21 protein-coding genes are annotated in these 19,294 nt (G+C 71.7%); 4 read left to right on the top strand and 17 right to left on the bottom strand.

Features of this window, described 5'->3' with window-relative positions:
• Positions 1-39: 39 nt before the first annotated feature.
• Positions 40-930: a LysR family transcriptional regulator gene (locus tag ABZ532_RS07175; RefSeq protein ID WP_361280166.1), complete on the bottom strand. Its 891-nt coding sequence runs from the start codon at positions 928-930 to the stop codon at positions 40-42.
• A 205-nt stretch (positions 931-1,135) separates the two neighbouring features.
• Between ABZ532_RS07175 and ABZ532_RS07170 the strand changes: the two genes are divergently transcribed.
• Positions 1,136-1,918 carry an SDR family oxidoreductase gene (locus tag ABZ532_RS07170; RefSeq protein ID WP_361280165.1) on the top strand — a complete coding sequence of 261 codons (783 nt, stop codon included), beginning with the start codon at positions 1,136-1,138 and terminating at the stop codon, positions 1,916-1,918.
• A gap of 86 nt (positions 1,919-2,004) precedes the next feature.
• Positions 2,005-2,697 carry an ester cyclase gene (locus tag ABZ532_RS07165; RefSeq protein ID WP_361280164.1) on the top strand — a complete coding sequence of 231 codons (693 nt, stop codon included), beginning with the start codon at positions 2,005-2,007 and terminating at the stop codon, positions 2,695-2,697.
• Between the two features lie 99 nt (positions 2,698-2,796).
• On the opposite strand, the gene groL is transcribed toward ABZ532_RS07165, so the two are convergent.
• From groL to ABZ532_RS07150, 3 genes are all read right to left on the bottom strand, one after another.
• Positions 2,797-4,425, bottom strand: a complete 1,629-nt coding sequence (gene groL, locus ABZ532_RS07160) for a chaperonin GroEL (protein ID WP_361280163.1) — start codon at positions 4,423-4,425, stop codon at positions 2,797-2,799.
• A gap of 101 nt (positions 4,426-4,526) precedes the next feature.
• A complete protein-coding gene (gene groES / locus ABZ532_RS07155; protein ID WP_015035628.1) occupies positions 4,527-4,835 on the bottom strand; it encodes a co-chaperone GroES in 309 nt (102 codons plus the stop codon).
• Between the two features lie 291 nt (positions 4,836-5,126).
• Entirely contained in the window at positions 5,127-6,035 is a 909-nt protein-coding gene (locus ABZ532_RS07150; protein ID WP_361280162.1) for a polysaccharide deacetylase family protein, read from the bottom strand.
• A 118-nt stretch (positions 6,036-6,153) separates the two neighbouring features.
• Between ABZ532_RS07150 and ABZ532_RS07145 the strand changes: the two genes are divergently transcribed.
• Positions 6,154-7,353 (top strand): class I SAM-dependent methyltransferase, encoded by a 1,200-nt coding sequence (locus ABZ532_RS07145; protein ID WP_361280161.1) that lies wholly within the window; start codon positions 6,154-6,156, stop codon positions 7,351-7,353.
• Positions 7,354-7,358: 5 nt separating this feature from the next.
• Here the strand turns inward: ABZ532_RS07145 and ABZ532_RS07140 are convergent, their stop codons facing one another.
• The 8 genes from ABZ532_RS07140 to tsaB form a co-directional block, all read right to left on the bottom strand.
• Complete coding sequence (locus tag ABZ532_RS07140) at positions 7,359-8,024, bottom strand: hypothetical protein (RefSeq protein WP_361280160.1); 666 nt, start codon at positions 8,022-8,024, stop codon at positions 7,359-7,361.
• A 46-nt stretch (positions 8,025-8,070) separates the two neighbouring features.
• A complete protein-coding gene (locus ABZ532_RS07135) occupies positions 8,071-9,396 on the bottom strand; it encodes a DUF6596 domain-containing protein (RefSeq protein WP_361280159.1) in 1,326 nt (441 codons plus the stop codon).
• A 37-nt stretch (positions 9,397-9,433) separates the two neighbouring features.
• Positions 9,434-9,790, bottom strand: a complete 357-nt coding sequence (locus ABZ532_RS07130) for a YciI family protein (RefSeq protein WP_361280157.1) — start codon at positions 9,788-9,790, stop codon at positions 9,434-9,436.
• A 210-nt stretch (positions 9,791-10,000) separates the two neighbouring features.
• On the bottom strand, positions 10,001-10,882 hold the full coding sequence (locus tag ABZ532_RS07125; protein WP_361280156.1) for a polysaccharide deacetylase family protein: 882 nt from the start codon (positions 10,880-10,882) through the stop codon (positions 10,001-10,003).
• Positions 10,883-10,958: 76 nt separating this feature from the next.
• Positions 10,959-11,225 carry a hypothetical protein gene (locus ABZ532_RS07120; protein ID WP_361280155.1) on the bottom strand — a complete coding sequence of 89 codons (267 nt, stop codon included), beginning with the start codon at positions 11,223-11,225 and terminating at the stop codon, positions 10,959-10,961.
• Positions 11,222-12,325 (bottom strand): tRNA (adenosine(37)-N6)-threonylcarbamoyltransferase complex transferase subunit TsaD, encoded by a 1,104-nt coding sequence (gene tsaD / locus ABZ532_RS07115; RefSeq protein WP_361280154.1) that lies wholly within the window; start codon positions 12,323-12,325, stop codon positions 11,222-11,224. The genes ABZ532_RS07120 and tsaD overlap by 4 nt, the downstream gene beginning before the upstream one ends.
• Positions 12,318-12,842 carry a ribosomal protein S18-alanine N-acetyltransferase gene (gene rimI, locus ABZ532_RS07110; protein ID WP_361280461.1) on the bottom strand — a complete coding sequence of 175 codons (525 nt, stop codon included), beginning with the start codon at positions 12,840-12,842 and terminating at the stop codon, positions 12,318-12,320. The genes tsaD and rimI overlap by 8 nt, the downstream gene beginning before the upstream one ends.
• Positions 12,843-12,904: 62 nt before the next feature.
• Complete coding sequence (tsaB, locus tag ABZ532_RS07105; RefSeq protein WP_361280153.1) at positions 12,905-13,558, bottom strand: tRNA (adenosine(37)-N6)-threonylcarbamoyltransferase complex dimerization subunit type 1 TsaB; 654 nt, start codon at positions 13,556-13,558, stop codon at positions 12,905-12,907.
• 123 nt (positions 13,559-13,681) lie between these two features.
• Here tsaB and ABZ532_RS07100 point away from each other — a divergent pair, with 123 nt between their 5' ends.
• Entirely contained in the window at positions 13,682-14,245 is a 564-nt protein-coding gene (locus tag ABZ532_RS07100; protein WP_361280152.1) for a L,D-transpeptidase, read from the top strand.
• Positions 14,246-14,341: 96 nt separating this feature from the next.
• On the opposite strand, the gene ABZ532_RS07095 is transcribed toward ABZ532_RS07100, so the two are convergent.
• The 5 genes from ABZ532_RS07095 to ABZ532_RS07075 all read right to left on the bottom strand — a co-directional run bounded on the left by ABZ532_RS07095 (position 14,342) and on the right by ABZ532_RS07075 (position 19,231).
• Positions 14,342-14,542 (bottom strand): hypothetical protein, encoded by a 201-nt coding sequence (locus ABZ532_RS07095; RefSeq protein WP_361280151.1) that lies wholly within the window; start codon positions 14,540-14,542, stop codon positions 14,342-14,344.
• 179 nt (positions 14,543-14,721) lie between these two features.
• Positions 14,722-15,234 carry a tRNA (adenosine(37)-N6)-threonylcarbamoyltransferase complex ATPase subunit type 1 TsaE gene (gene tsaE, locus ABZ532_RS07090; RefSeq protein WP_361280149.1) on the bottom strand — a complete coding sequence of 171 codons (513 nt, stop codon included), beginning with the start codon at positions 15,232-15,234 and terminating at the stop codon, positions 14,722-14,724.
• Positions 15,209-16,435 (bottom strand): alpha/beta hydrolase, encoded by a 1,227-nt coding sequence (locus ABZ532_RS07085; RefSeq protein WP_361280147.1) that lies wholly within the window; start codon positions 16,433-16,435, stop codon positions 15,209-15,211. Before ABZ532_RS07085 ends, tsaE begins: the two co-directional genes overlap by 26 nt.
• 35 nt (positions 16,436-16,470) lie before the next feature.
• On the bottom strand, positions 16,471-17,637 hold the full coding sequence (gene alr / locus ABZ532_RS07080) for an alanine racemase (RefSeq protein WP_361280146.1): 1,167 nt from the start codon (positions 17,635-17,637) through the stop codon (positions 16,471-16,473).
• A gap of 160 nt (positions 17,638-17,797) precedes the next feature.
• Positions 17,798-19,231 (bottom strand): NAD(P)H-hydrate dehydratase, encoded by a 1,434-nt coding sequence (locus tag ABZ532_RS07075; protein ID WP_361280145.1) that lies wholly within the window; start codon positions 19,229-19,231, stop codon positions 17,798-17,800.
• Between the last annotated feature and the right edge of the window lie 63 nt (positions 19,232-19,294).

Below are 19,294 nucleotides of genomic sequence, written 5' to 3'. Positions count from 1 at the left end.
TGCCATGCGCGCGCACCGTCCGGCCGGTGCGGCGCCGCCTCAGCGTGCCGCGGCGACGGCCAGCTGCTCCAGCGTGGCGGCCACCGCGGGCACCTGAGCCAGGTCGGGAAGGGTCAGTGCGACGATCTCGCGGTGCACGGCGGGCTCCACGGTGACCGTGCGGACCCGCTTGGGGAGCACGGCCTCCAGGGCGAGCTCGGGCAGTACGGCCACGCCGAGACCCGCGCCGACGAGTCCGACCACGGCCGGGTAGTCGTCCGTGGCGAAATCGATCCGGGGGGTGAACCCGGACTCCTCGCAGACGGCGACAAGCTGGCGGCGGCAGCGCGGGCAGCCCGCGATCCAGGACTCGTCCGCCAGATCCGCGATCGCCACCGCATCGACTCCGGCCAGCCGGTGCCCCTCGGGGACCAGCCCTACCAGCCGGTCGCCCAGCAGCGGTCGGACCACCAGGTCATCCCACTCCGTGCCCGCGTCGCCGTAGCGGAAGGCCAGCGCCACATCGGCGTCGCCCTCGCGCAGCATCGCCTCCGAGCGCGGCGGCTCCGCCTCGACGAGCGATACCCGGGTGCCGGGATGCGCCGCACGCAGGGCGGCGAGCGCGGTCGGCACCAGAGTCGAGTTGCCGCTCGGGAACGACACCAGCCGGACCCGCCCCGCACGCAGCCCCGCGATCGCCGCGACCTCCTCCTCCGCAGCGGTGAGCCCGGCGAGAATGCCCGCGGCGTGGCGCACCAGCGCCTCACCGGCCTGGGTGAGGCGCATCTCGCGACCGGTCCGGACCAGCAGGGGTGTGCCGGCCGCGGTTTCGAGCGCCTTCATCTGCTGACTGACGGCGGGCTGGGTGCAGCCCAGCTCGCGGGCCGCGGCCGAGAAGGAGCCGGTGGCGGCGACGGTGCGCAGGATGCGCAGATGACGGGCTTCGAACACACCGGCAAGCATAAGCTTCACTTGCAATTCCGGTTGCTCTGCTCAATGGATGCTTTGAGGTTGCTTTCAGGGTCCGGCGGTGGCCGCCGTTCCCGCAATTCACCCGAATGGCGGCATCACCTCCCGTGGGCGACGTCCGTGACCGGCGCCGTGGGCCGGATCGCCCGTATGCCCCACATACGCGAGGGGCACTAACGTGCCGTACATGACGACAGCACTCATCACCGGCGCGACCGCTGGCATCGGCGCCGCGTTCGCGCGGCGCCTGGCGGCGGACGGACACGATCTGGTCCTGGTGGCCCGCGACACCAAGCGGCTCCAGGAGCAGGCGACCGAACTGCACGACCGGCACGGCATCGAGGCCGAAGTGCTGACCGCGGACCTGGCGGAGGACGCGGGCATCGAGTCGGTCGAGGCACGGCTCGGAGACCACAGGCGTCCGGTGGACCTGCTGGTGAACAACGCCGGGTTCGGCAACAAGGGGCGCTATCTCGAAGTGTCCATGCCTGATGAGCTGCGGATGCTGAAGGTGCACTGCGAGGCGGTGCTGCGGCTGACGTCGGCGGCTGCCGGACCGATGCGCGAGCGCGGCCGTGGCGGAGTGGTCAATGTGGCATCGGTGGCGGCGTTCGTGCCCCGGGGTACGTACGGGGCATCCAAGGCGTGGGTCGTGCAGTTCACCCAGGGCGCGGCCCGCGATCTCGCGGGCACGGGGGTGCGGCTGATGGCGCTGTGCCCCGGTTTCGTTCGCACCGAGTTCCACGAGCGAGCCGGGATGGGAACCGGCAACATCCCCGGATGGATGTGGCTGGACGCCGACAAGCTGGTGTCCACGGCGCTTTCCGATCTGGCGCGCGGCAAGTCGCTTTCCGTTCCCGACCCTCGCTACAAGGCGCTGATGGGCGTGGTGAAACTGACGCCCCGGGGACTCCTGGGCGGGTTCAGTTCGCGGGCGGGCCGCAGGTACGGGCCGAGCGGAAACCACTGACCAGAGCCCAGCAGCACTGATCGGCTCCAATCGGTACGAATATCACTAAAATGGGCGTATCCCAGTGACTCCCCTAGGGAGACGCCATGACGTTCGTACAAATGATCGACTGCAAGACGGACCGCCTGGACGAGCTCAACCAACTCCTGGACATCTGGGTCGAGCAGACCGGAGGCAAGCGCACCGCGACCCACAGCCTGGTCACCAGGGACCGCTCGGATTCGAACCACGTCATCGAGTTCGTCGAATTCCCCTCGTACGAAGACGCGATGAGGAACTCGAACCTGCCCGAGACCGACCGGAGCTTCGAGAGGATGGTGGCGCTGTGCGACGGCATGCCCACCTTCACCGATCTGGACGTGGTCCGGGACGAGCAGCTCAACAAGGGGGCCAGCCGCAGGTTCTTCCTCGACTGCATCTCGGAGAACCCGGAGCTGCTGCGTGAGCTGCTGACGTACGACTACCGGGACCACGATCCGTCCAACCCGGCCGACCTCGTGGGCATTGACGCCTTCCTGCGCGAGGTCGCCCAGTGGAGCGCCGGGTTCGATTTCACCTTCGAGCTCGAGGACCAGATCGCCGAAGGCGACCGCGTCGCCACCCGCTGGACCTGGAACGGCCTGCACAACGGGCAGTTCATGGGCGTCGAGCCGACCAGCAGGCAGTGCACCATGACCGGCACGACCACCCACCGGTTCCGGGAGGGCATGATCTGCGAGGCCTGGTGGCAGTACGACCGGCTGGGCTTGATGGGGCAGCTCGGCGTGCTGGAGATGTAGTCGTACAGACGGGCACGTACCTACGGCATGAGCCCTCGCTCCCGTGCGGGAGCGAGGGCTCATGCGCTACTGAGCAGCGGGGCCGCTCAGCGGTTCAGCTCAGTGGGAGTGGCCGTGGCCGTGGCCGTGGCCCGCGTCGGCCGGCTCCTCTTCCTTCTTCTCCACCACGAGGGTCTCGGTGGTGAGCAGCAGGGAGGCGATCGACGCGGCGTTCTCCAGCGCGGAGCGGGTGACCTTGACCGGGTCGATGACGCCGGCCTTCACAAGGTCGCCGTACTCGCCGGTCGCGGCGTTGAAGCCCTGGCCCTTCTCCAGCTCCGCCACCTTCGCGGTGATGACGTAGCCCTCGAGGCCGGCGTTCTCGGCGATCCAGCGCAGCGGCTCCACGGCGGCGCGGCGGACGACCGCGACACCGGTGGCCTCGTCGCCGTCCTTGCCGAGGTTGCCCTCGAGCACCTTGACGGCGTGGACCAGCGCGGAGCCACCACCGGAGACGATGCCCTCCTCGACCGCGGCGCGGGTCGCGGAGATGGCGTCCTCCAGACGGTGCTTCTTCTCCTTCAGCTCCACCTCGGTGGCGGCGCCGACCTTGATCACGCACACGCCGCCGGCCAGCTTCGCGAGGCGCTCCTGGAGCTTCTCGCGGTCCCAGTCGGAGTCCGTGCTCTCGATCTCGGCCTTGATCTGCGCGACGCGGCCGGCCACGTCCCCGCTCTTGCCGCCGCCGTCGACGACCGTGGTGTCGTCCTTGGTGATGGTGACCCGGCGGGCGGTGCCCAGCACGTCCAGACCCGCCTGGTCGAGCTTGAGGCCGACCTCCTCGGCGATGACGGTGGCACCGGTGAGGGTGGCCATGTCCTGGAGCATCGCCTTGCGGCGGTCACCGAAGCCGGGGGCCTTGACCGCGACCGCGTTGAAGGTGCCGCGGATCTTGTTGACGACGAGCGTGGACAGGGCCTCGCCCTCGACGTCCTCGGCGATGATCAGGAGCGGCTTGGAGCCACCGGACTGGATGATCTTCTCCAGCAGCGGCAGCAGGTCCGTGATCGCGGAGATCTTGCCCTGGTGGATCAGGATGTACGGGTCGTCGAGGACGGCCTCCATACGCTCCGGGTCGGTCACCATGTACGGCGACAGGTAGCCCTTGTCGAAGGCCATGCCCTCGGTGAAGTCCAGCTCCAGACCGAAGGTGTTGGACTCCTCGACGGTGATGACACCGTCCTTGCCGACCTTGTCCATCGCCTCGGCGATGAGCTCGCCGACCTGCTGGTCCTGGGCGGACAGCGCGGCGACGGCGGCGATGTCGGACTTCTCCTCGATCGGACGCGCGGTGGCGATCAGCTCGTCGGAGACGGCCTTGACCGCGGCGTCGATGCCCTTCTTCAGGGCGGCCGGGGAGGCACCGGCGGCGACGTTGCGCAGACCCTCGCGGACCAGGGCCTGGGCGAGCACGGTGGCGGTGGTGGTGCCGTCACCCGCGATGTCGTTGGTCTTGGTCGCCACCTCCTTCACCAGCTGGGCGCCGAGGTTCTCGTACGGGTCCTCGATCTCCACCTCACGGGCGATGGTGACGCCGTCGTTGGTGATGGTGGGGGCACCGAACTTCTTGTCGATCACGACGTTGCGGCCCTTGGGACCGATCGTCACCTTGACCGTGTCAGCAAGCTTGTTGACGCCGCGCTCAAGGGCGCGACGGGCGTCCTCGTCGAACTTCAGGATCTTCGCCATGGAGCTTCTCAAGTCCTCTCAAAACGAACCGCGCCCCGGGCCACCCGGCTACTGAGGACACGGGGGCCAGGGGCGCGGCTCAATGCAAAACTGCCGGTGAATTACTTCTCGACGATCGCGAGCACGTCGCGGGCCGAGAGGACGAGGTACTCCTCGCCGTTGTACTTCACCTCGGTGCCGCCGTACTTGCTGTAGAGCACGACGTCGCCGGTCTTGACGTCGAGCGGCAGGCGCTCGCCGTTCTCGAAACGGCCCGGGCCGACGGCCAGGACGACGCCCTCCTGGGGCTTCTCCTTGGCAGTGTCCGGGATGACCAGGCCAGAGGCCGTGGTCTGCTCGGCGTCGAGCGGCTGGACCACAATGCGGTCCTCGAGCGGCTTGATGGCAACCTTGGAGCTGGTGGTCGTCACGATCCGACCTCCCCCTTCGGAGATCTCACGGGGTTTACTGTCTGAGGTGGCGACCAGGTGGATCCGTCGTCGCGGGTGCCGGACCTGCCCGTCGCTGTGTTGGCACTCTCCTGTGGGGAGTGCCAGAGCCGAGACTATGACTGCGATTAGCACTCGGTCAAGCGGAGTGCCAATCAACCCCGTGTGGCGGTCGCTCCCGTTCACTCCCCGGGCCTCTCCCGGTCAGGACAACGGCCGGACTCCCGGCCGTGTTCCGCACCGCGTGTGCCGCCGCCCTCGTCCGGTCCGCGGCTATACGTAATCCTCCAGCCGCGCCACCGCGTACCCCCTCTCGGTGATGACCTTCATGACCCTCCGGATCAGATCGGGCATCCGGGCCTCCCACTCCGCCTCACCCCGGAAGTGCGTGAGGATGATGTCGCCGGGGTGCAGATCCCGGTCCGCCTCGCGCCACTCCATGTGGTCCGGGAAGGCCTCAGCCGCCCAGAGCGGCACGGCCTCGATTCCGCATGACTTCGCGGCCCGCAGCGTGTTGCGGTCGTAGGCGCCGTAAGGCGGCCGGAAGAGCCGGGGGCGCTCGCCGAACTCCTCCTCGATCCGGGCCTGCTGACCGCAGATCTCCCTGCGCTGGAAGCGGTAGGGGCGACCGCGCAGATAGGGGTGGGTGAGGGTGTGGTTGTTCAGCGTCACCCCGCGTTCCCGCATCCGGCCGAAGTACGAGTAGTCGCCGCGGACCAGGTAGTCGGTGAGGAAGGCGCTGTACGGGATCTCCAGGTCGTTCATCATCCGCAGCAGCGCGGGGTCCTTCTCGGCCCCGTCGTCGATCGTGAGGAAGACGACCCGGTCCGTGGTCGGCACGGTGGTGAACACGGGCGGCAGGCCGTCGGGGTCGCGGACCTCGAAGCCCTCGCGTGTGGTGATCTCCGGCTTCTCCTCCGGCGGCCGCGGCGCGACCAGCGGTGGCTCGTCGAGCCCCCAGTGCCTGGCTGCCGCGGCCCGGGCACCGGTCGCCGGCTTCCCCAGGCGCCCCGCGGGCGCCCCGTACGCCCCCGCCGGGCCTGCGGCCCCGTACCGGCCGTGGGACCCGGGACCCTGCGCGCCGATACCCGCGCAGCTCCCGCCGACGGCGCAGTTGCCGCCGATCGCGGCGACGATCAGCGCGGCCAGCACGAGTGAACCACGATGCCAGCCTTTCGTCATTTTTGCGTTTTGTCGTACTAGTCCCATACCGGCGCATCCTGTCAGCGCCGGGCGCCCACACCGCTCCGACACCGCCACCCGACGCCGCACCATCCCCCGGCTGGCCGACAATGACCAGGTGAACGACGTCTCCTTCCCCCATCTCGGACCGCTGCTCAGCGCCGAAGGGCAGACCCTCCTGGCCGCCCTGCGGGACCACGACCCCGCCCAGGAGCTCGCCGTCGCGACCCGGCTGCGCCGCGAGCACCCGGCCGAGCTGGTCTCGGCGGCGCTCACCCAGGCGCGGCTGCGGCAGCGGGCGGTGGCCAAGTTCGGCGCCGACGACGCGTACCGGATGTACTTCACGCCGAACGGGGTCGAGCAGTCCACCCGCCGCTCGGTGGCCGCCTACCGGGCCGCACGGTTCCGGGACATCGGCCCCGCCCAGGTCACCGACCTGTGCTGCGGTATCGGCGGAGACGCCATCGCGCTGGCCCGCGAGGGCTTCGCCGTGGAAGCGGTCGACCGGGACCCGCTGACCGCCGAGGCCGCCCTGCTCAACGTGCGCACGGTGGTGGAGACGCCGCTGATCACGGTCACCTGCGCGGACGTCATGGAGTACGACCTCGACCGCTCGGAGTCGCTGTTCATCGACCCGGCCAGACGGGGCGGCGGGCGCGGCGGGCGGATCTTCGACCCCGAGGCGTACTCGCCACCGCTGTCCTGGGCGATCGACGCGGTACGGCGGACCGGCACCGGGGCCATCAAGATCGCCCCTGGTATTCCGCATGAGCTGATCCCCGAGGACTTCGAGGCCGAGTGGATCTCGGACGGCGGCGATGTGAAGGAGGCCGTGCTCTGGCACGACGCGGGCCGCACCGAGGTCATCACCCCCGGGAACCGCCGCGCCACCCTCCTCCCCTCCGGTGTGACGCTCACCGGCCGCGGTCTGCCGGACCCCGCGGTCCGCCCGACCGGCCGCTATCTGTACGAGCCCGACGGCGCCGTGATCCGCGCACATCTGGTCGCCGAGGCCGCCGACGAACTCGGCGGCGGGCTGATCGACCCGACGATCGCCTACATCACGGCCGACGAGCTGCGCCCGACCCCTTACGCCACCGCCTACGAGATCACCGACGAGCTGCCCTTCAACCTCAAGAAGCTGAAGGCCCTGCTGCGCGAACGTGCCGTCGGCACCCTGACGGTGAAGAAGCGCGGCTCAGCCGTGGAGCCCGAGGAGGTGCGCCGCAAGGTCAAGCCGAGCGGGCCGAACGCGGCGACGGTGTTCCTGACGAGGGTGGCGGGGGCGCCGACGATGCTGATCGGCGGACCCGTGTAGCCGGATCAGCCGCCCGCACTGCCCGCAGGGGTGTGCACCGGCCGGGCGGGCGCCGTGAGGCGGAGCGCCCATCGGTAGTGGGTCACGGCCTTGACGATGCCGATGAGGCCCATCACCCAGCAGATGACGCCCACGCCCATGAAGTAGGCGACCTCGCCGTAGGTCGTGGCGCCAGGGCGCGCGGACGCCGGGATGGCGAAGCAGAGCCAGAGGCCGAAGGCGGCGAGGAACAGACAGGCCAGCAGCCAGCACAGGCTGGGCCCGGGCGCCCGGACACGGGCGTCGGTGGCGGGCTCGCGGTCCAGGACGGCCCACTGGTCGAGCAGTTCGCGGATACGGCGGCTGCGTCTGACGCCCGAGCCGACGATGAGCCCGGCCGGAACCAGGACGCCGGTGGCGATACCGAAGATGACCGCGATGAAAAGCATGCTCAGCGGGTCCGGGACATCGAGGCCGGGGCCCAGCGAGGCGAGACCGCTGCCCGCGATGCCCCAGCCCAGTTGCAGCAGCGCCACCTGGAGCAGGAACAGCAGCAGCCTGGGCATCCCGATCAGCCGTGCGGTGAGGTCCCCGAGCACTGCCGCCCGGTCGGCGAGGAGTGCCTCTCGGTCGGGCCAGGTGCGCAGGGCCTCGGGCGGCGGAGGCGGGGGCAGAGGGCGACGGCGGAGCATGTCCGTGAGGTTACCGGCGTCCCGCTGGGCCTCCGCTGGTGGGGCGTCAGGGGCCGCTCACGCCTCTGGCTCCGCGGCCGGTCCCGTCTGCCGTCGCGCCCGGCGTCCGGTCCGCCTTCGCGCGCAGCAGCGCACGTTCCCGCGCGTTGCGGGTCAGGGACGCCGCCCGCTCGAACTCCGCCCGCGCCTGGTCCGTACGGCCCAGCCGGGCCAGCAGGTCGCCTCGCACGCTCGGCAGCAAGTGGTATTCCCGCAGGGCCGGTTCGGCGGCGAGGGCGTCCACGAGGGCGAGACCGGCCCGGGGTCCTTCGGCCATCGAGACGGCGACGGCTCGGTTCAGCTCGACGACCGGAGAGGGCGCGACGGCCGTGAGGCGGGCGTACAGCGCCGCGATGGTGGGCCAGTCGGTGTCCTCGTAGGTCACCGCGCGGGCGTGGCAGGCGGCGATGGCGGCCTGGAGTGCGTACGGGCCCGGCGGGGCGCCCGCCGCGCCCGCACGGCCGAGGGCGGCGAAACCGCGGCGGATCAGCAGCTGGTCCCAGCGGCGGCGGTTCTGGTCGGCGAGCAGGACGGGTGTGCCGTCCGGGCCGGTGCGCGCGCCCGTACGGGAGGCCTGGAGCTCCAGCAGGGCGGCCAGACCGTGGACCTCGGGCTCATCGGGCATCAGGGCGGCCAGTACCCGGGCGAGCCGCAGGGCGTCCTCGCACAGGGCGGGGCGCAGCCAGTCGTCGCCTTCGGTGGCCGCGTAGCCCTCGTCGAAGACGAGATAGATGACCTCCAGCACGGACGAGAGCCGGGCGGCGCGGTCATCGCCGTACGGGACCTCGAAGGGCACCGCCGCCTTGGCCAGGGTCCGCTTGGCGCGCACGATGCGCTGGGCGACGGTCGGTTCCGGCACGAGGAAGGCCCGGGCGATCTCGGTGGTGGTGAGCCCGCCCAGCAGCCGCAGCGTGAGCGCGATGCGCGCCTCGGCGGAGAGCACGGGGTGGCAGGCGGTGAAAACGAGCCTCAGCAGGTCGTCGTCGATGTCGCCGGGTCCCGAGGCCAGATCGGCCGGGTCGGGTTCGTACGCCGCTCCCGCCGTCTCCAGGCCCCGGCCCACCTCGGCGAGCTTGCGCGCGTAGGTCTCCCTGCGGCGGACCAGGTCGATCGCGCGGTGTCTGGCGGTGGCCATGAGCCAGGCGCCCGGGTTGTCCGGGACGCCCGACTCCGGCCACTGTTCCAGCGCGGCGACCAGAGCGTCCTGCGCGAGTTCCTCGGCGATGCCGATGTCACGGGCGATCCGGGTCACGGCCGCGATGATCCGCGCGGACTCGATCCGGAAGACCGTCTCGACGGTCGCGGTGGTGCCGTCCGCCTGTGGTGCGCTCACGGGTACCCATCAGAGCACCCGAGTGGCGCGGCGGCAATCAGCCCTCGGCGATCTCCCGGACCTCGCAGGTGATGGTCCAGAAGGACTCATGGGTCTGGAGGAACCGCTTGGTCCACTCCAGCGCCTCGGCCTCGTCCTTGGCCTGGATGAGCGCGTAGCCCCCGATGACCTCCTTGGACTCGGTGAACGGCCCGTCGGTGACGGTGACCTCCCCACCGGACCAGGTGACGCGCTTGCCCTGGGCGGTCGGGGTGAGCCCGGCCGTGTCGAGCAGCACACCGGCCTTGGTCATCTCCTCGATCAGCACCCCCATCCGCTGCATGAGCTCCGGGCTGGGCCCTTCGGCGGGGGCCTCGGACTCGTTGACGCGGATCATCGACAGGTAGCGGGGCATGGTGTTCTCCGTACGTCGCTGGGCGGGACTGTTCCCCGCCTCTCACCCTGTACGTCGAACGGGACGCGGGCCGATCGACACGGCCGCCGGACTTTTCCGGAACCCGATTCCAAAGGTGCCGGGCCGCGTGGGGGAAACAGCGCCGCCGGCCCGGAGGGGCCGGGCTCGCGGCGCTGCTGCCCGGGTCCTGCCGGGCCACCCGGACACGCCCTAGAGGTAGTCCTCCAGGCGCGCGACCGTGAAGCCCTGCTCCTGGATGCGGCGCAGCAGGTGCGCCGTCATCTCGGTCATCGTCGTCCCCTTGAGGTCGGAAGGGCCGCGGAAGTGAGCCAGGATGATGTCGCCGGGGTGCAGCTTCTTGTCGCCGCGCTGGTACTGCATGTTCCTGATCTGCATCGACTCGCGCCACAGCACGATCGCCTGGGCGCCGCAGGCCCTCGCGGCGGCACGGGTGTCCTCGTTCCAGTTGCCGTAGGGCGGGCGGAGGAGGCGCGGCCCGGTTCCGTAGCGGGCCGTGAGCTTGTCCTGCTGGCCGCAGATCTCGCGCTTCTGGGCCGCCGCGCCCAGGGTGCGGAGGTTGGGGTGGGTGAGGGTGTGGTTGTGGATGCCGTTGCCCAGCTTCCGCAGCCGCTCGAAGTAGCCGTAGTCGCTGCTGATGGCCGAGTCCGTGAGGAACATCGAGAAGGGGATCCTGAGCTCCTGCATCATCGTCAGGAACTTCGGGTCCTTCTCGGCCCCGTCGTCGACGGTGATGAAGACGACCCTGTCCTTCACCGGTATGTCGCTGATCACGGGGATGTCGCCGTCCGCGCGCAGGGTCACCGGTTTGGTCTTCGGCGGTGCGGGCGGGGCGGCCAGTGGCGTGATACCCCACCTGCGGTAGGCCGCGGCTGTGCCGGCGGCCCCGTCCCGGGAGCCTTTTCCGTCCGGGCCGTCGGTGGCCTTCGCGGAGCCCTTGGCCGCATGGCTCTGGCGTGGCACCGCCGGGGTTGCCTCGGAGGTGGTCGAGCACCCCGATATGAGCCCTGGTATCAGTCCCGCCGCGAGCAGTGCCCCCGCGATCCGCCGCCATCCCGCGCTGTTCGCGCCCACCCCAGCACCCCATGTCCGTACGCCGTTCGACCCACTCCGTACTGATGGATGGCGAACAGGCGTACGGGGTTGCTTGTCACATGGGGAAGTCGACGGATTCGAAACGCCAGCGGTGCACCGGTCGGCTGATCAGTTCCGGGGCGGGGTCGGGCAGTTCGGGTGGCTCCGCGGGCTCCGGCCGAGCCTCCCACCAGGTCAGCACGAGCACGCGGTCCCCAGGCGCGCGGAAGGTCTCACGGCGCAGCGGCGCAGCCGGCAGTTCGCGTGCGCGGGCCCATTCGAGCAGCTCCGCGCCACGCCCCTCGGCCGCGCGCGCCTCCCACATCAGCGTGACGACCGTCATGAGTACAGGTTGTCCTTGCTGAGCTCATGCAGATGATCGTGATCATGGTCGTGATGCGCGCCCGGGACATGCGGATCGGTCACCGGCAGCGACGAGTCCGCCGACAGTTCCCAGTCCGACGGGGGGCGGTTCCTGGCCACCATCTCCGCGCCCAGCGCCGCCACCATCGCGCCGTTGTCCGTGCACAGCTTGGGCCGCGGCACCCGCAGCCGGATACCCGCCGCCTCGCACCGCTCCTCAGCCAGGGCGCGCAACCGGGAGTTGGCCGCCACCCCTCCGCCGATCATGAGATGGTCGACGCCCTCGTCCTTGCAGGCCCTGACGGCCTTGCGGGTCAGCACGTCCACAACCGCCTCCTGGAAGGAGGCCGCCACGTCCCGTACGGGCACCTCCTCGCCCGCGTTGCGCTTGGCCTCGATCCAGCGGGCCACGGCCGTCTTCAGCCCGGAGAAGGAGAAGTCGTACGCGGGGTCACGTGAACCGCTCAGGCCGCGCGGGAACGCGATCGCCTGCGGGTCGCCCTCCTTCGCCAGCCGGTCGATGACGGGACCACCGGGGAAGCCCAGGTCGAGCACGCGTGCGATCTTGTCGAAGGCCTCGCCGGCCGCGTCGTCGATCGTGGCGCCCATCGGCCGCACATCGCTGGTGATGTCGGGGGCGAGCAGGAGCGAGGAGTGGCCGCCCGAGACCAGCAGCGCCATGGTGGGCTCGGGCAGCGGCCCGTGCTCGAGCTGATCCACACAGATGTGCGAGGCGAGGTGGTTCACTCCGTAGAGCGGCTTGCCCAGGGCGTACGCATACGCCTTCGCCGCCGACACCCCCACCAGCAGCGCACCCGCGAGCCCGGGTCCCGCCGTCACGGCGATCCCGTCCAGGTCCTTCGCGGTGACCCCGGCGTCCTTCAGGGCGCGTTCGATCGTCGGGACCATCGCCTCGAGGTGGGCACGCGAGGCGACCTCGGGTACGACTCCGCCGAAGCGGGCGTGCTCGTCGACGCTGGAGGCGATGGCGTCGGCGAGCAGGGTGGTGCCGCGGACGATACCGACGCCCGTCTCGTCGCAGGACGTCTCGATGCCGAGCACGAGCGGTTCGTCAGCCATGGTTACCGGTTCCTTGTACGTGTCCGTCTGCGGGAGCGCCTGAGGGAGCGTCGGGGGTGCCTGCGTCGCGTACGCACAGGCGCATCACGAGGGCGTCGATGTTGCCGGGCTGGTAGTAGCCGCGGCGGAACCCGATCGGTTCGAAGCCGAAGCGCTCGTACAGCTTCTGCGCCCGGGTGTTGTCGACGCGCACCTCGAGGAGGACCTCTTCGCACTCACTCGCGGTGGCGTGCTGGAGCAGGTCGGTGAGCAGCCGGGCGCCGAGTCCGGTGCCCCACTGCTCGCGGGCGACGGCGATGGTCTGGACGTCGCCGAGCCCACCGGCGGCGGCCAGGCCCGCGTAGCCGACGATCCGGCTGCTCCCGGGCGCACCGGTCTCGGCGACGATGTAGTGGCGGGTGGCCCCGGGCCCGCGCGCATGGGCGAGCTCCGACCAGAACATCCCGGGTGACCAGGCGTCCTCGGGGAAGAGGCCGTGTTCGAGCCGCAGCACCGGCTCGATGTCCCACCAGCGCATCTGGCGCAGTGTCACCGCCGCGGTAGCGGCCTGCGGCGCGGCGGTCGTGTGGTGCCCGCCGCTCACGACGGTGTGACCACCTTGTAGTTCTTGGGCACCTGGGCGTCCGGGCGGCGCAGATAGAGCGGCCGGGGCGGCAGCAGCTCCTCGCCGGCCGCGAGCTTCTCGGCGGCGAGCGACGCAAGCGCGGCGGCCGACTGGTGCTCCGGGCCACGGGCGTCGGGGAACGACTCGGGGTAGAGCTGCCCGCCCGCGCCGACCACCGGCAGCCCGGCGAGCCGGTCGGCGATCTCCGCGGGCCGGTCGACGGCCGGGTCGCTCACCCGCGTGCGGAAGCCGTCGTAGCGTGCCCAGTAGACCTCCTTGCGGCGTGCGTCCGTCGCCACTGCGAACGGCCCCTCGATCCCGGAGGCGTACGCGAGACCGTCCAGGGTGCACAGCCCGTGCACCGGGAGATCGAGCGCCGAGCCGAAGGTCGCGGCCGTCACCAGTCCGACGCGCAGCCCGGTGTACGGGCCGGGGCCGACGCCGACCACGAGGTCCGTGACGGCGCCCAGAGCCAGCCCGGCGTCCGCGAGGACCCGGTCGACCGCGGGCAGCAGCAGCTCCCCGTGCCGGCGGGCATCGGTCGAGGTGGCCTCGGCGACGACGGATGTGCCGTCGTGGAGGGCGGCGGTGACGGCTGGGGTGGCGGTATCAACGGCGAGCAAGAGCACGCGAACAGCCTACGGCCACGGCGGCGGGGCACGGCGTCCCGTACCTGGTGGCCCCTGCTGCTACCGTCAGCGACGTACGCGCGCGTGCGCGTGCGCACAGAAGCAGAACCGAAGGGGAGCAGGGTGGCCAGGAGCAGCTCGGGAATGGTGGCCGGGCTCACCGCGGTGGCACTCGCCGCGGTCGGCTTCCTCGCCTACCAGGCCTCCGCGAACGTCCCCGAGGACCTCAGGCCCCCGGCCACGGCCAAGCAGTCCCCCGGCGCCGAGCCCCCCGGCAGCACCGCCGACCAGCGGCGGTCCGACCCGCTCGCCGTGCCCGCGAAGTCCGGCAAGGGCATGCGGGTCGTCTACGCGCTGGGCGAGCGGCGGGTCTGGCTGATCGGCGGGAACGGCAAGGCCACGCACACGTTCCCGGTGGTGCCGAGCACGGTGAGCCCGCCGGCCGGCACCTACGAGGTGACTTCGCGCAGCGGCAGCATCCGCGGCTCGGACGGGGTGCCGATCGAGCACGTCGTGCGGTTCGCGACCGTGGAGGGGGTGAACATCGGGTTCAGCGCCGCGGTGGACGGGTCGATGTCGGCCCCGGACCCGGAACGCAGGACGGGCGGGGTACGGATGCAGCGCACGGACGGCGACGCGTTGTGGGACTTCGCGCTGGAAGGGACCAAGGTCGTCGTCGTCCCGTAGCCACGCCGCCGCCGTAGCCGCTTGGATCCTCACATGACAGAACCCCGGCCTGTTCCGGCCGGGGTGAGCGGCGGCCCCGCAAATCACCTGAACGGGCTACGCGGCGTCGCGCTGCTCCTCGTACCCCGCCATGCCCGAGGGGTCCCCGGGCGCACCCTTGTGCTCGCGGGGCGGAGTCGAGACCGCATTGGCAGCCGCGCATGCCGCCAGCAGGTCACGCATCGAGACGGCGGACGGAGATGGTGCGGGCAGGGGCCGCGCGCGCGGCCCGGTCGCCTCGTGGTCGGGCGCGGACATGGATGCCTCCTGGTGCTCCGGGGGCAGGCATGGTTAGGTACACCTAACCTGGTCTCGTATCCATGTCACCATGCCCGCAGCCAGGGGCGCAACATTTTGCCGACGTCTTGTCGGAACGTACACAATCGGATGCCGCTCGGGGAGACGCCCGAAGTGACGCTCGAGGAGACGTGCGCCGCTCAGGCGGAGAGCCCGGCGACACCCGCACCGGCCCAGCGCGGTCCGATCCCCGTGAGGGTGACCGTGCGGCGCTCGTCGTCCGTGCTGCCGACGACCCGGTGGATCACCACGTGCAGCCGGTCGTCGGAGAGATCCTCGACCTTGCCGTCGCCCCACTCCACCACCACCACGGAATCCGGCAGCGAGACATCGAGGTCGAGGTCCTCCATCTCGTCCAGCCCCCCGCCCAGCCGGTAGGCGTCCACATGGACCAGGGCCGGGCCGCCGACCAGCGAGGGGTGCACCCGGGCGATCACGAACGTCGGCGAGGTCACCGCGCCGCGCACCCCGAGGCCCTCGCCCAGCCCGCGTGTCAGGGTCGTCTTCCCCGCGCCGAGCTCACCGCTGAGCATGACGAGATCACCGGGCCGCAGCAGCTTGGCGAGCCTGCGGCCCAGCTCCTGCATCTGATCCGGGGAGGTGAGGGTGAGACGGGCGGCGGCCGTGTCAGCCGGGCTCTGGGGTGCTTCCATACGTGCCAACGTTAGCCGCTGCCGGCACCGCCCCGACCCGCACCAGCAGGTCCGCGAGGCGGTCCGTGACCACCACGGGGTGCTCCAGCATCACCAGGTGCCCGGCGTCCGGGACGATCACCAGTTCCGAGTCGGGCAGCAGGTCCGCGATCGCCTCACTGTGCGCGCTGGGCGTGACCAGGTCCCTGTCGCCGGCCAGCACCAGCACCGGGACCTCCTGGAACACGTCCAGCGCCGCCGCCTTGTCGTGCTCGGCGAAGGCCGGATAGAACTCGGCGACCACATCGATCGGGGTTCCCTCGATCATGCGTTCGGCGAACCGGGCCACCGCCGGGTCCACGTCCTTCGAGCTGAACGAGTAGCGCTTGATCAGACCCGCGAAGAGGTCGGCCGTGGCCCGCCGCCCCCGCTCGACCAGCTCCGCCTGGGAGCCCAGCGCCTTCAGCACGCCCGGCAGCACCCGCCGTACCACGTTCACACCCGCGACCGGCAGCCCGTAGTTCACCTCGCCGAGCCCGCCCGCCGACGTCCCCACGAAGGCGACACCGACCACGCGCTCCCGGATGAGCTCGGGATACGCGTCGGCCAGCGCCATCAGCGTCATTCCGCCCATCGAGTGGCCCACCAGCACCAGCGGGCCGTCCGGGGCCGCCGCGTCGACGACCGCCTTCAGGTCCCGGCCCAGCTGATCGATCGATACCGGCAACCCGTCGGGGCCCGACTGCGCCGTCCCACGGCCCGAACGGCCGTGACTGCGCTGGTCCCAGTGGACGGTGCGGACCAGCCCGCGCAGGGCTGCCCGCTGGAAGTGCCAGGAGTCCTGGCTGAGGCAGTAGCCATGGCTGAAGACGACGGTGACCGGCGCGGGCGACTTGCGGCCGAACAGCCGGCGCCTGCGCGGCCCGACACCCCCCGCGTCCGGGTCCACCTCGTCGGTCTCGAAGTAGAGGGTCGTGCCGTCGTCCGAGGTCGCCCGGCCCGGTGTGCCGCGCAGCGATCCATAGGGGCCCGACGCGTCCAGCGCGAGCCGTGCCTTGCGCCGCATCCCGCGGCCCACGGTCATCCGCTCTATGGCGACGCCCGCCGCCGCACCGGCGGCGATCACCCCTATGGCGGCGCCGGCGAAGCCCGCCCGGCGCCAGTTGCCCATGGCCGCGTCGGTCACCGCCGCCGCCATGTCCCCCGCGCTGCTCTCGCTCACCGTGCCTGCTCCTATAGGTCGGTCGGTTGGGGTCGTTACTCGTTGAGTTCGTCGAGCTCGTTGAGATGGACGCGCGGCACCCGTGCCCCGATCCGGGTCACGATCTCGTAGGCGATCGTGTCCGCCGCCTCCGCCCAGTCCTCCGCGGTCGGCTCGCCCCGGCCGCCGGGGCCGAACAGCACCGCGGCGTCCCCCTCCCGGACCCGGTCCGCGCCGTCCGGACCGAGGTCCACCACGAACTGGTCCATGGCGACCCGCCCGGCCACCCGCCGCCAGGCCCCGCCCACCAGGACCGGGCCACGGCCCGACGCGTTGCGCGGGATGCCGTCCGCGTAACCGACGGGAACCAGGCCGAGCGCGGTCTCCGTGTCGGTGATGTAGTGGTGCCCGTAGCTGACCCCGTGGCCCGCGGGCACACCCTTGACCAGCGCCACGGACGCCTTGAGCGTCATCACCGGCCGCAGACCGAAGTCGGCGGGCGTGCCGAGCTCCGGACTCGGCGAGATGCCGTACATCGCGATCCCCGTACGCACCAGGTCGAGATGGGTCTCGGGCAGCGTCAGTGTGGCCGGGGAGTTGGCGATGTGCCGCACCTCCGGCTTGATGCCCTCCTTCTCCGCGTAGGCCACCAGATCCTTGAAGACGGAGAGTTGAGCGGCGATGGAGGGGTGGCCAGGCTCGTCGGCGCAGGCGAAGTGGGACCACAGGCCGGTGACCCTGACACTGCCCGTCGCCTCGGCGGCGCGGGCCTCCGCGACCAGTGCGGCCCAGTCGGCCGGCTGGCTGCCGCCCCGGCCGAGGCCTGTGTCGGCCTTGAGCTGGATCCTGGCCGTACGGCCCGCCTCACGCGCGGCGTGCACCACCTCGCCCAGCGCCCAGGGGTCGCTCACCCCCATGTCCAGATCCGCCTCGACGGCCTCCCGCCAGGGCCCACCGGGGGTCCAGAGCCAGCACATCACCCGGCCCTCGATCCCCGCGGCCCGCAGCGCGAGCGCCTCCTCGGGGGTCGCGGTACCGATCCAGGTCGCGCCCGCGGCGAGCGCGGCCTTCGCACAGGGCACCATTCCGTGTCCGTACGCGTCGGCCTTCACCACGGCCATCACGGCAGCGCGGGGCGCCATCGCGCGCAGTGCGCGGACGTTGTCGCGCAGGGCGGCGAGGTCGATCTCGGCGCGGGCTCGGAAAGGTGCGTTCTGGTTCATCGCGGCCCAGTGTCTCAGAGGCCCCCGGCATAGTTCGTACGGCAACGACCGCGAGTGGTCCTGGTCACCCGCGCGTATCAGGGTGTGGTCATGGAGCGCGGCGAAGCGTGGTCGTGCGGCGCCTCAGGGTGCGGTGTGTCGCGCCGCGCTCGAGCCACTCTCACGGCGCGGTCGTGTCCCGCCACGCCCGGGGGATCGCCGTGGCCACGTCGTGGGCCGACACGGGGGCGTCACGGGACGCGAGCCGGCCCGCGAGCCCGTGCAGATACGCGCCCACCGACGCGGCGTCGAACGGTTCGAGGCCGGCGGCGAGCAGGGATCCGGTCAGCCCCGAGAGCACGTCCCCGCTCCCCGCGGTCGCCAGCCAGGACGTGCCCGTCGCGTTCACCCGGACCTGCCGGTGCGGGTCCGGGTCGGCGACGAGGGTCGTCGAGCCCTTGAGCAGCACCGTCGCGCCGTACGTCTCCGCCAGCTTCCGCACGGCGGCGAGCCGCGCGCCCTCGACCCGCTCGCGCGACACGCCGAGCAGGGCGGCGGCCTCGCCCGCATGGGGGGTGAGCAGGGTCGGTGCCGTACGGGCCCTGACCGCGGCCGGGTCGAGGGCCCGCAGCCCGTCGGCGTCCACCAGCACCGGTACGTCCGAGTCGAGCACCTCCTCCACACCGGGGCCGTCACCCAGGCCGGGCCCGACGACCCAGGCCTGGACCCGCCCCGCCTTCGAAGGCGGCCAGCCGTGCACCAGGGTCTCCGGGAACCGGGCGATGACGGCGTCCGCCGCGGGACCCACGTACCGCACCGCTCCGGCACCGGCGCGCAGTGCGCCGGCCACCGCGAGGACGGCGGCGCCCGGATAGCGGGCGGAACCGGCGACCACACCGACGACCCCGCGGCGGTACTTGTCGCTCTCCGTCCCGGGCACCGGCAAGAGCTGTGCCACATCCGCGTGTTGCAGGGCCTCGGCATCGGGCACGGACGGCAGGTACGGCTCCAGGCCGATGTCGATGAGCCGTACCGCCCCCGTGCGGGCGTGGGCCGGGTCGATCAGCAGTCCCGGCTTGTACGTGCCGAAGGTGACCGTCGCATCGGCCCGCAGCGCCTCCCCCTCGACTTCGCCCGTGTCCGCCTCGATCCCGCTGGGCAGGTCGACGGCGACCACGAGCGCGCCGGAGCCGCGGGCGGCACGGGCCAGGGGCACGGCCTCGGGGCGGAGGCCGCCGTGGCCGCCGATGCCGGTGATCCCGTCCAGCACCAGGTCGGCGGCGGCGAGCACCTGGTACGGGTCGTCGGGGATGTGGCCGCCCGCTTTGACCAGCGCGTCGAGCCCGCCCTTGTGCGCCTTCCCCGGGGCGATGAGCACCGCGTCCACGCGCGCCCCCCTGCGGGCGAGCCGCACCCCCGCGTAGAGGGCGTCGCCCCCGTTGTCCCCACTGCCCACCAGCAGCACGATCCGGGCCCCGTAGACACGAGGCAGCAGCCCCGCCACGGCGGCGGCGAGCCCTGCGGCGGCTCGTTGCATGAGGGCGCCTTCGGGGAGGCGGGACATGAGGCGGGCTTCGGCTTGGCGGACGGTTTCCACGCGGTAGGCATGACGCATGCTCAGAGTCTGCCGCGTGTCGCGTCCGCGGGGTGCGGACTCGGGTCGCACGGTGTGCCGCCC

The sequence above is a fragment of the Streptomyces sp. NPDC019396 genome (assembly GCF_040632375.1).
Taxonomy (GTDB): domain Bacteria; phylum Actinomycetota; class Actinomycetes; order Streptomycetales; family Streptomycetaceae; genus Streptomyces.
Note: the sequence above shows the minus strand (reverse complement) of the source record. Positions and strands in the feature narration are given on the sequence as shown.